Annotated in this window: 11 protein-coding genes; 6 read left to right on the forward strand and 5 right to left on the reverse strand. The window is 61.9% G+C overall.

Annotation, left to right across the window (positions count from 1 at the left end; translation table 11 throughout):
- The first annotated feature begins 10 nt into the window (after positions 1-10).
- The 5 genes from ACW9IN_RS13765 (at position 11) to bcsQ (ending at position 5,010) form a co-directional block, all read left to right on the forward strand.
- Complete coding sequence (locus ACW9IN_RS13765) at positions 11-673, forward strand: SGNH/GDSL hydrolase family protein (protein ID WP_457366388.1); 663 nt, start codon at positions 11-13, stop codon at positions 671-673.
- A complete protein-coding gene (locus tag ACW9IN_RS13770; protein ID WP_457366389.1) occupies positions 673-1,338 on the forward strand; it encodes an alginate O-acetyltransferase AlgF in 666 nt (221 codons plus the stop codon). The genes ACW9IN_RS13765 and ACW9IN_RS13770 overlap by 1 nt, the downstream gene beginning before the upstream one ends.
- 17 nt (positions 1,339-1,355) lie before the next feature.
- Complete coding sequence (locus ACW9IN_RS13775; RefSeq protein WP_457366390.1) at positions 1,356-2,771, forward strand: MBOAT family O-acyltransferase; 1,416 nt, start codon at positions 1,356-1,358, stop codon at positions 2,769-2,771.
- A gap of 12 nt (positions 2,772-2,783) precedes the next feature.
- Entirely contained in the window at positions 2,784-3,908 is a 1,125-nt protein-coding gene (locus ACW9IN_RS13780) for an alginate O-acetyltransferase AlgX-related protein (protein ID WP_457366391.1), read from the forward strand.
- A gap of 175 nt (positions 3,909-4,083) precedes the next feature.
- Complete coding sequence (bcsQ, locus tag ACW9IN_RS13785; RefSeq protein ID WP_457366392.1) at positions 4,084-5,010, forward strand: cellulose biosynthesis protein BcsQ; 927 nt, start codon at positions 4,084-4,086, stop codon at positions 5,008-5,010.
- A 241-nt stretch (positions 5,011-5,251) separates the two neighbouring features.
- On the opposite strand, the gene ACW9IN_RS13790 is transcribed toward bcsQ, so the two are convergent.
- The 5 genes from ACW9IN_RS13790 to ACW9IN_RS13810 all read right to left on the reverse strand — a co-directional run bounded on the left by ACW9IN_RS13790 (position 5,252) and on the right by ACW9IN_RS13810 (position 9,457).
- Complete coding sequence (locus ACW9IN_RS13790) at positions 5,252-6,439, reverse strand: methyltransferase (RefSeq protein ID WP_457366393.1); 1,188 nt, start codon at positions 6,437-6,439, stop codon at positions 5,252-5,254.
- Complete coding sequence (locus tag ACW9IN_RS13795) at positions 6,420-7,109, reverse strand: ABC transporter permease (RefSeq protein ID WP_457366400.1); 690 nt, start codon at positions 7,107-7,109, stop codon at positions 6,420-6,422. Before ACW9IN_RS13795 ends, ACW9IN_RS13790 begins: the two co-directional genes overlap by 20 nt.
- A gap of 38 nt (positions 7,110-7,147) precedes the next feature.
- On the reverse strand, positions 7,148-7,843 hold the full coding sequence (locus ACW9IN_RS13800) for an ABC transporter permease (protein ID WP_457366394.1): 696 nt from the start codon (positions 7,841-7,843) through the stop codon (positions 7,148-7,150).
- A 74-nt stretch (positions 7,844-7,917) separates the two neighbouring features.
- Positions 7,918-8,670, reverse strand: coding sequence for an ABC transporter substrate-binding protein (locus ACW9IN_RS13805; protein ID WP_457366395.1), 753 nt, complete (start codon positions 8,668-8,670; stop codon positions 7,918-7,920).
- Positions 8,671-8,683: 13 nt separating this feature from the next.
- Positions 8,684-9,457, reverse strand: a complete 774-nt coding sequence (locus tag ACW9IN_RS13810; protein ID WP_457366396.1) for an ABC transporter ATP-binding protein — start codon at positions 9,455-9,457, stop codon at positions 8,684-8,686.
- Between the two features lie 553 nt (positions 9,458-10,010).
- Here ACW9IN_RS13810 and gabP point away from each other — a divergent pair.
- The gene (gabP, locus tag ACW9IN_RS13815) at positions 10,011-11,402 is read left to right on the forward strand and encodes a GABA permease (protein WP_457366397.1); all 1,392 of its coding nucleotides are present in this window, start codon (positions 10,011-10,013) and stop codon (positions 11,400-11,402) included.
- Positions 11,403-11,481 lie beyond the last annotated feature (79 nt).

An 11,481-nucleotide genomic window follows, 5' to 3' on the forward strand; every position in this document is an offset into this window, starting at 1 on the left:
GGAGTCATCCATGCCTGTTTCCGCGATTGCCGGCCTGACCCTGCTGGTACTGGGTGAAAGCCACCTGAGCTTTCCCGACCACCTGCTCGACCCGCTGCAAGCCAACCTGACGGCGCAAGGCGCCAAGGTGCACACCATCGGCGCCTGCGGTGCCGGCGCGGCCGACTGGATCGTGCCGAAGAAAGTCGACTGCGGCGCCGAAAACCTGCCCGGCGGCAAGCCCGAGGTGTTCGGCAAGAACGCCATGAGCACCACGCCGGTCAAGGACCTGATCGCCAAGGACAAGCCTGACCTGGTGGTGATCATCATCGGCGACACCATGGCCTCCTACCCGGACCCGCAGTTCCCGAAAGTCTGGGCCTGGAAAAGCGTGACCTCGTTGACCAAGGCGGTCAGCGAAACCGGCACCAAGTGCGTGTGGGTCGGCCCGGCCTGGGGCAAGGTCGGCAGCATGTACAAGAAGGATGACGCGCGTACCAAGCTGATGTCGTCGTTCCTGGCGACCAACGTGGCGCCATGCACTTACATCGACTCGCTGACCTTCTCCAAGCCCGGCGAGTGGATCACCACCGACGGCCAGCACTTCACCATCGACGGCTACCAGAAGTGGGCCAAGGCTATCGGCGGCGCGCTGTCGGCCTTGCCGGCGTCGGCTGTGAAAGGAGCCCAGTGATGAAGCGCATTGCCTTGGGCCTGGTGACTTTGCTCGCCAGTGCCGGCGCGTTCAGTGCCGATATCCCGTTGTACCCCACCGGGCCGGAAAAGGACTCGGCGTTCCTGCGTTTCGCCAACGGCACCCCCAGCGAACTGAAGCTGGTGGCCGAAGGCTCCAAGGCCAGTCTGGTACAGAGCGGCGACAAGCTCGTTTCCGACTACCTGCCGGTGTCCGGCGGCACGGCGCCGATCAAAGGCGTGCTGAGCCAGGGTGGCAAGACCGCTGACCTGGCCGTGACCGTGGCCCCGGGCGAATTCGCCACGGTGATCGCGGTGGCCGATGCCAAGGGCGGCATTCGCCAACTGGTAATTCATGAGCAGCCTGACGACTTCAACGCGCTGAAAGCCTCCCTGGCCTTTGTCAACGCCGACGCCGCGTGCGCCGACGCCAGCCTGGAAGCCGTGGCGCAAAAGGCCGAGCTGTTCAAGCAGGTGGCCGAAGGTTCGGTGCAGCGCCGCATGATCAACCCGGTGGAATTGTCGGTGCAGCTCAAGTGCGCCGGTGCGCCAGTCGGTCAACCGCTGACCTTCAGCCTCAAGGCCGGCGAGCGCTACAGCGTGTTGGCGCTGCCGTCCGCGTCGGGCTCCCGGTTGCTGTTCGCACCTGATTCGCTCGCTAACTGATCGGGCCCGACACCACCATGGTCTTTGCCTCACTCGAATTTCTCACGCTGTTCCTGCCGGCCTTCCTGTTGATCTACGCGTTGGCTCGTCCGAGCTGGCGCAACGTCATCCTGTTGATCGGTAGCTGGTTGTTCTACGGCTGGCTGAGCCCGTTGTTCCTGTTCCTGCACATGGTGTTGACCGTGGTGGCATGGGTCGGCGGCCTGCTGGTGGACCGCTCCCGTGAGGACGGCAAAGGCCGGGTGCGCCTGTTGATCGCGTTGATCGTGTTCAACACGGCGGTGCTGTGTTGGTACAAGTACGCCAACATCGTCGCCGGCACCGTGAGCGAGGTGATCACCTGGTACGGCGCCATGCCGCTGGACTGGCAGCGCGTGGCTTTGCCGGCGGGGTTGTCGTTCATCGTCTTGCAGGCGATTTCCTACCTGGTGGATGTGCACCGTCATACGGTGCCGGTGGAGCGCAGCTTCATCAATTACGCCACGTACATCTCGATGTTCGGTCACTCCATTGCGGGGCCGATCATCCGTTACGACTGGGTCCGCCGCGAGTTGAACCAGCGTTATTTCAACTGGGCGAATTTCTCCCTGGGCGCGCGACGCTTCATGATCGGCATGGGCATGAAAGTGCTGGTGGCCGACACCCTGTCGCCACTGGTGGACATTGCCTTTCACCTGGAAAACCCAAGCCTGGTGGACGCCTGGATCGGTTGCCTGGCGTACTCGTTGCAACTGTTCTTCGACTTTGCCGGCTACAGCGCCATGGCCATCGGCCTCGGCCTGATGCTGGGCTTCCACTTCCCGGAAAACTTCAACCGGCCTTACCTGGCCAGCAGCATCCAGGACTTCTGGCGGCGCTGGCACTTGTCGTTGTCCAGCTGGCTGCGTGACTACCTCTATATCGCCCTGGGCGGTAACCGCGACGGTGTGTGGCGTACCTACCGCAACCTGTTCCTGACCATGGCGATTGCCGGGTTGTGGCACGGCGGCGACAGCTGGAACTACCTGCTGTGGGGTTCGGCCCATGGCGTGGCGCTGTGCGTGGATCGTGCGTGGTCGCGCTCCAGCTTGCCGAGCATTCCGCCGGTGCTGTCGCACGTGCTGACGTTGCTGTTTGTGTGCCTGGCCTGGACCCTGTTCCGCGCACCGGACTTCCATTCGGCGCTGACGATGTACGCCGGCCAGTTCGGCTTGCACGGCATGGGCCTGGGGGACGCGATGGCCGTGGCCCTGCGCCCGGCCCATGGCATGGCGGCGTTGCTGGGGCTGGCGTGCATCATTGCGCCGGTCTGGCAGGCGCGCTGCAAGCAGCGTTTCGGCCATCAAGCGTGGTTCCTGGCGGCGGCCTCGCTGTGGCCGGTGGCCGGGTTCGTGTTGTCGTTCGCGCTGATTGCCAGCCGCGACGCCGTACCGTTTCTGTACTTTCAGTTTTAAGGAAGCCCGACGATGCCCGCCCCTACCGCGCCGACTCCGCCGAGCGAATTGGCCGTTCGTACCAGCCCCCTGGCGGCCTGGGTGCTGGTGCCCTTCCTGGCGGCGGGGCTGTTGTCCTGCACCTGGCTGATGGTCAAAGGCCCGATCAGTTTCGTGCCGGCCAAGGTCGACAGTGACATGCTGCTGCATGGCGACGTGACCCACCGTTTCGCCAAGGAGCTGGCCAAGGCGCCGATGGCGCTCCAGGCCGCCAACCTGGAGCGGGGCGGCAGCTGGCTGGCGTTCGGTGACACCGGCCCGCGTGTGCGTCGGGGCTGCCCGGGCTGGTTGTTCATCAACGATGAGCTGCGCATCAACCGCCATGCCGAGGGCAATGCACAGACCAAGGCCCGAGCGGTGATCGATCTGCAAAAACAACTGGGTCAGAAAGGCATCGAGCTGCAAGTGGTGGTGGTGCCGGACAAGAGCCGGATCGCTGCTGCCCAGCGTTGTGGACTGTATCGTCCGGCCATCCTCGATACCCGAGTGCAGGACTGGACCGCCGCGTTGCAGGCCGCCGGTGTTTCCGCGTTGGACCTGACTGCGACTCTGACGCCACTGGGCGCCGAGGCCTATTTGCGCACCGACACCCACTGGAGCGAAATCGGCGCCAACGCCGGTGCCCAGGCCTTGGCGCAACGTATTGCGCAGCGCGGTATCAAGGCCACGCCGGAGCAGGCATTCGACATTACCCAGGCGCCGCTCGCCGTGCGCCCGGGTGATCTGGTGCGCCTGGCCGGTCTGGATTGGCTGCCGCCCAAATGGCAACCGCCGGGCGAATCCGTCGCGGCCAGTTCCGCCCATGAAAGCGGTGGAGCCACCAGCAATGCCGATGACCTGTTTGGGGATGCCGGCCTGCCCAATGTGGCGCTGATCGGTACCTCGTTCTCGCGCAACTCGAATTTCGTGGGCTTCCTGCAAAAAGCCCTGCATGCCCCGGTAGGCAACTTCAGCAAGGACGGCGGCGAGTTTTCTGGTGCGGCCAAGGCGTATTTCGAAAGCCCGGCCTTCAAGCAAACCCCGCCCAAGCTGTTGATTTGGGAGATTCCCGAGCGTGATCTGCAAACGCCGTACGACCCGATCACGACGGGTCATTAAATTGACGGTTTGCCGCTTGTCTAAAAAATAGACAGTAATAGCACCAAAATAATGACACTTTGATGTGGCTGCCACAGAATGGGGCAACAACGGACGCCTGATAACAAGACCTGCGGTAAGCCTTCTCCTTGCCGACCTTCACGTCTTCAAGCCGCGTCGTGTGGGAGCTCGGGCGATGAGCCTTACTGATGATCTGTATATGTTGCTCGGCAAAAACGTCACCTGTGATGCGCGCGGCCTGAACTCCCGGCTGCACTTCTTTGGCAGCATCCCCGTGGACGATGGCACGCCGTTCTCTCACCAGACTGTCAGCGCCAATGAGCATTCACTCGGCACTGCGACCTTGCGTCCCAAAGTCGTGGCGCTGGTATCGGTCAATGGAGGGGTGGGCCGCAGCACGCTGGTCACGGCCTTGAGCAGTGGCCTGCAACGCCACGGTGAGTCGGTGGTGGCGCTGGACCTGGACCCGCAGAACGCCTTGCGCCATCACTTCGGGATCAACCCCGCGCTGCCCGGTATCGGCCGCACCAGCCTGCAGAATGCCCAATGGGCGCAGATCCGCCAGCCCGGGTTTGCCGGGTGCCAGGTCATGACCTTCGGCGACACCGATATCCAGCAGCAAGAGAGCCTGCAGCGCTGGCTCAAGCAAGAGCCGAACTGGCTCGCGCAGCACTTGTCGGCGCTCGACTTGAGCGAACGCCACACCGTGATCATCGACACCCCTGCGGGTAACAACGTCTACCTGCATCAAGCCTTGAGCGTGGCCGACGTGGTGCTGGTGATCACCCAGGCCGACGCGGCCTCCCTCGGCACGCTGGATCAGTTGGATGTCTTGCTGGCGCCCCATTTGGCGGGCGAGCGTTCTGCGCGGGTTCACTTCGTGATCAACCAGTTGGACGAGGACAACCCGTTCAGCCTGGACATGGTCGAGGCGTTCAAACAGCGCCTGGGCCGTGAGCCTCTGGAAGTGCACCGGGATCCGGCGATCAGCGAGGCGCTGGCGTTTGGCACCGACCCCTTGGACGGGCAGGCGACCAGCCTGGTGCATGACGACATCAACGACCTGTGCCGTTTGCTGAAGGCGCCGAAAAGGCGCGCGTAAAGCGCGGTTTATACGCTTAAGGCCAGATGCTTATTCACAATCGGTTGGATGTGGCTGTCACAAAAAAGCCATTTTGTGGAGCCGTTCTCAACACGCCGCAACTGCCTGTTTTGCGGGCGTTTTATTGTGTGAACAAAAAATGACCAGTCTGGCTTTTGGTCTGTAACCGTGATGATTACAGGCCTCGTATAGAATTCATCAACAGAGTTATCCACAGGGCATTTGTAGGAATTTTCGCCCCTTAATCGCGCTCGGCCAGCACCATCAAGTTGCGCGGGGTCAGCGAGGCATCGCAGAAACTGCCCATTTCCACCTTGTAGCCCCTCTCGATCAGAAACAACGCCCGATCCAGGACCAGCCACATCTCCAGCGGGCGCCGAAACAGCGCCCGCACCAGTTCCAGGTTTCTCACTTCGGCCAGGCGCCGCCAGCCATGAGCCTCCAGCGCGTCCCAATCCTGTTCACCTGTGGATAACCCCTTGAGGTCGGCCAGTTCGCGGCAATAGGCATGAAAGGGTCGACTCAGCCAACTCGCCGGCAGGGAAGGGGTGGGCAAATAGTCGTCGCAGCCGCGTAACCGGCGTTGCAGGTGATCGAAGCCCAGGCGACGGGCCATGGAGATGTCGCGCTGCTGGCGCACGCGGGCGCCTGCGGTGACGGTTTCACTCAAGGGCAGGCCGAGGTCGTCGAGCGACAACTGCAAGCACGATGCCTGCGCGGCGCGTGACAACGGTTGATAGTGGTCGGCGCTGATCCGGTTGTAGCAGCAGGGCGCCAGCGCCAGTTGTTTACAGCCAGCGGCGCTGGCCTGTTGCAGCAAGCGCACGTGCAAGTCGCCACAGGCGTGCAGGGCCACGGGCGTTTGCGTGGCGCTGATGTCTAGGTCGGCCATCACGTCTTGCAGGCGGTGAATGACGGGCAGGTGATGGTGCTCGCTCAAGGCCTGGCCCGAGGCGATCAGCGCCGGATCGTATTCCAGGCAGGTCAGTTGTTGCCCGTCTTGCAGCAGGCGCCGACCCAGGTGGCCTTTGCCGGCGCACCAGTCCAGCCAGTGCGTGGGTGTTTGCGCAAACTGTAGCGCGGCGCCGAAGGCTTCGATCTGTTGCCATTTGCGCCCGGGCACATCGACGTTCAGGCGCTGGCGCGCAGGGGCAAGCGGCTGCGTGGGCAATTTATCCACAGCACTGAGCTCGCGCGCTTGCGCGGCCAGCTGTGGAAAAGGCGCGGGTGCCGGCAGTTCATGGGGCTGGTTGTGACAGCTTTCGGCATCTGCCAGCGAACGCTGGCGCAGCCATTGGGCCAGCGCAGGGTGCTGGTTTTCCCAAGGAAGTTGTCGATAGGTAAAGGGCCGTGGTCGCCACAGCCCTTGATGTTCGATCAGAAACGCATCCAGTGCCTGGAAGCGTGCTTCAACGTCCCTGGCAGGCATCGACGCGCAGCCAGCGTTCCAGCAGTTTGAAACCGCGTACCAGGATGTAGGCCATCAACAGGTAGAACAGGCCGGCCGCGAAGAAGATCTCCACCGGCAAGTAAGTGCGGGCAATGATGGTGCGGGCCATGCCGGTCAGTTCGAGCAGCGTCACGGTACTGGCCAGGGCACTGGCCTTGAGCATCAGGATCACTTCGTTGCTGTAGGCCGGCAGGCCGATGCGCGAAGCCCGGGGCAGGATGATGTAGAACAGCGTCTTGGGTCTGGACATGCCCAGCGCCCGCGCTGCTTCGATTTCACCCGGCGGAATGGCCTGGATTGCGCCGCGCAGGATCTCGGCGATATAGGCTGCGGTGTGCAAGGTCATGGTGGCGGTGGCGCACCAGAACGGGTCTCGCAGGTAGGGCCACAGGGCGCTGCCGCGTATGGCGTCGAACTGCGCCAGGCCGTAGTACACCAGGAACAGTTGCACCAGCAGCGGTGTGCCACGGAAGAAGAAAATGTAGCAGTAGGGCAGCAAGCGCACGTACCACAGGCGTGATGAGCGGGCGATGCCCAGCGGGATCGCCAGCAGCAAACCGGCGATCACGGCGATGGCCACCAGTTCCAGGGTGAGGGTTGCGCCCTGGGCCAGTTTGGGCAGCCACTTGATGATCACCGCCCAGTTCAGACCCAGGTCGAAATGCGCCAGCCAGCTGTAGTCGCCGCTCATTGGGAGCTCCTTGCAAAGCCGCGGGCGGCGCGTTTTTCCAGGAAGTGCATGCCGGCCATGGCCAGCACGGTAAGGCCCAGGTACATGAAGGCTGCGACCATGAAGAAGGTGAATGGCTGTTTGGTCACGGTCACGCCGATCTGTGCGTGGCGCATGATTTCTTCCAGGCCGATCACCGACACCAGCGCGGTGTCCTTCATCAGGATCATGAACAGATTGCCCAGGCCCGGCAGCGCAATGCGCCACATCTGCGGCATGATCAGGCGCGTGAAAATCCGCAGCTTCGACAGCCCCAGCGCAACACCGGCTTCACGGTGCCCCTTGGGAATGGCGAGGATCGCGCCGCGAAACACTTCCGTGGCGTAGGCGCCAAAGCACAGTCCGAGGGCGATCACCCCGGCGGCAAAAGCACTGAGGGACAGGTCGGGGTTACCGAAGAATTCCCCGAGGGCACGCATCAGGTTGACCGTGCCGAAATAGATCAGCAGCACCCACAGCAATTCGGGAATGCCACGAACGATGGTCGAGTAAGCACCGCCAAGCCATTGCAACGGCTTGTACGGGGACGTCTTGGCCAAGGCGCCGGCAAGGCCGAGCACCAACCCCAGGCACAGGGCCGTGAGCGCCAGTTTGACGGTCATCAGCGCGCCGGCGGCGAGCGCCGGGCCGAATCCGTAGAGATCGAAATTCATGGTGTTTTCATATCGCGGCAGGCATTGCTGAGAGCCGGCGCACTCACGCGAGTGCGCCGGGCAAGTCGCTCAGATCATTCGATGCTGAACGGGAAGTACTTGTCGTTGATCTTCTTGTAGGTGCCGTCTGCCTTGATCTCTGCCAGGGCTTTGTTCAGGCGCTCGCGCAGCGGGTCGCCCTTGCGTACGGCGATGCCGATCTTGTCGCTGTCGACCACCGGATCGCCTTTGAATTCGTAGGCGGAACCGTCCTTGCTCTTGAGCCATTCGTACTGCACGTACTTGTCGGCGAGGATGCCGTCCAGGCGCCCGGAGATCAGGTCGAGGTAGGCGTTTTCCTGGGTGTCGTAAAGCTTGGCTTCAGTATCCGGCAGCTTGTCTTCCAGGTAGGTGCCGGCCAGCGTTGCACGTTGTGCGCCGATGACTTTGCCTTTGAGGTAGGCGGCGTCGGTCTTGAAGTCGGCGGTGGCTTTGGGCGCGATGAATTGCAGCTTGTTGGAGTAGTACGGGTCGGTGAAGTCTACGGCCTGCTTGCGCTCATCGGTGATCGACAACGAGGAGACCAGGAAGTCGAACTTCTTGGCGTTCAGGGCCGGAATGATGCCGTCCCAGTCGGACACATACACTTCGCATTTTTCGACTTTCATCTTGGCGCACAGGGCGTCGCCGATGTCTTTGTCGAAGCCGACGACGTTGCCGCTGGCATCTTTGTTGTTGAACGGCGGGTAAGCCGCTTCGATCCCCATTTTCAAGGTTTCTGCCATGGCCGTGGCGCTGAACGCCATCGAGACGGCCGCGGCCAGAAGGAATTTTTTATAGTTCTGCATGCATGTTGCTCCGTTAGCGGTTGCTGGACATGAATTGTTTGCAGCGCGCCGAAAGCGGGTTTTCAAACACCTGCTGTGGCGATCCTTGCTCTTCGACCAGGCCCTGGTGCAGGAACACCACTTCACTGGAAACCTGACGGGCGAAGCCCATTTCATGGGTGACCAGCAGCATGGTGCGGCCTTCTTCGGCCAGCGCGCGGATCACATTTAGTACTTCCTGGACCATTTCCGGGTCAAGGGCGGAAGTGGGCTCGTCAAACAGGATGACCTTGGGCTGCATCGCCAGGGTGCGTGCGATGGCCGCCCGTTGTTGCTGGCCGCCGGACAATTGCGCCGGGTAGGCATGGCGCTTGTCGGCGATGCCGACCTTGGCCAGCAGGGCTTCGGCCACTTCGATGGCGTCGCGCTTGCTCTGGCCGAGCACGCGGCGGGGAGCCTCGATGATGTTGTCGAGGATGCTCATGTGCGGCCACAGGTTAAAGTTTTGAAACACAAAACCGATTTCGCTGCGCAGGCGATTGATCTGCTTGCCGTCGGCGGCCATCAGTTCGCCGTTCTTCGCGGCTTTCAATTTGAGTTCTTCGCCGGCTACCAGGATCTGGCCCTGGTGCGGGTTTTCCAGCAGGTTGATGCAGCGCAGGAACGTGGATTTGCCGGAACCGGAGGAACCCAGGATCGAGATCACATCGCCGTCACGGGCGGTCAGCGAGATACCTTTGAGGACCTCCAGCTCACCATAGCGTTTATGCAAGTTGCGGATTTCCAGCGCGGGCGTGGCCTCGGCCATGGGGGGTCCTCATTGTGTACGTTGCGGTCCTGCTGTTGGGCTGCCTTCCTGGCGAGGCGCCAAGCTAGCATAGCGTTCGGATGACAGCCAACAGCGCTGCGGACGGTAAACGGGCGGTCTGCGGCAGGGTGTCGCATCGGCACAGCAGCGTGTCGCGCCATCAACAACCGAACAACCGTTTGAACCCGAAAAACCGCAGGCTTCGCGTAAAAAAGGGCGCGATGGTGCCAGCTTTGGCCGGGGGTTGGAAGGGTTTACCGGGCAAACGGTGCATATCAGCCCTTTTATGGGCGTCACGCACTTTTTATGTGTGTTTTTGGTGCGCTCATTCGTCTTGAATGTGGGTCACACGGTAACGCTATAGCGGAATGCCATTAATCTCAATGACTTGCGAGGGTTGTTCAACGGCGCTGCAGCCCGCGTCAATGGAGGCTCTGCAACATTTTGGCGCAATTCTTGCGTAAAAAATAAAGAACGCCCTGTTGGATTCTTTTCACGAGAAAGACTGCAGGCCGGGCGGACCGTTTTCGCAATTCCTCGTAAAGGTGTGTCAATGAGTAGTACGCAAAGCTCCAATGACCTCGAACAGGGGCTCAAACCGCGTCACGTCACCATGCTTTCCATTGCCGGCGTTATTGGCGCCGGCCTGTTTGTCGGCTCCGGCCACGCGATTGCCGCCGCCGGGCCAGCCGTACTGCTGGCGTATGCCGCCGCGGGCACGCTGGTAGTACTGGTGATGCGCATGCTGGCCGAAATGGCCGTGGCCTCGCCGGACACCGGTTCGTTTTCTACTTACGCTGACCGTGCGATCGGGCACTGGGCCGGTTTCACCATCGGCTGGTTGTACTGGTGGTTCTGGGTGCTGGTGATTCCGCTGGAAGCCAACGCCGCCGCAACCATTTTGCACGCCTGGTTCCCGGATATCGCCATTTGGGTCTTCACCCTGGTCATCACCCTGTTGCTGACCGCCACCAACCTGTTCAGCGTCAAGAACTACGGCGAGTTCGAGTTCTGGTTTGCGTTGATCAAGGTCGTTGCCATCGTGGGCTTTGTGATCCTTGGCCTGGCGGCGATCTTTGGTTTCCTGCCGACCAGCCAGGTTAGCGGCGTTTCCCACTTGTTCGACACCCAGGGCTTTATGCCTAACGGCATGGGTGCGGTACTGGCCGCGATCCTGACCACCATGTTTTCGTTCATGGGCACCGAGATCGTCACCATCGCGGCGGCGGAATCGAAGAACCCGGGCCAGCAGATCACCAAGGCCACCAACTCGGTGATCTGGCGTATCGGCTTGTTCTACCTGCTGTCGATCTTCATCGTGGTGTCCCTGGTGCCGTGGAACGATCCGACCCTTGCGGCGGTAGGTTCCTACCAGACCGTGCTGGAGCGCATGGGCATTCCGAACGCCAAGCTGATCGTTGACCTGGTGGTACTGGTCGCCGTGACCAGCTGCCTGAACTCGGCGTTGTACACCGCGTCGCGCATGCTGTTCTCCCTGGGGCGTCGTGGTGATGCACCGGCGGTGTCCAAGCGCACCAATAAAAGCGGCACGCCTTACTGGGCGGTGTTGCTGTCTACGGGCGCGGCGTTCCTGGCGGTATTCGCCAACTACGTGGCACCGGCGGCGGTGTTCGAATTCCTGCTGGCCAGCTCCGGCGCCATTGCGCTGCTGGTGTACCTGGTGATTGCGGTGTCGCAATTGCGCATGCGGCAGAAACGCACGGCAGCGGGCGAGAAGATTGTCTTCAAGATGTGGCTGTTCCCGGGCCTGACCTACGCGGTGATGGTGTTCATCGTGGGCACGCTGACCGTCATGCTGTTCCAGGAAGCGCACCGGATCGAGATCATTGCGACCGGTATTCTGAGCGTGCTGGTGGTAGTGGCGGGTTTGATCGTGTCGAGCCGTCGCAAGGCTCAGCGCGTGGGGGCTGCGGTTCTCAACTGACGGCAAGCAATCAAAAATGTGGGAGCGGCGGTGCGACGATTCGACTTGCCCGCGAATGCAGTGGATCAGTCAGCGCATC

This window comes from Pseudomonas sp. SDO5271_S396 (genome assembly GCF_054071795.1).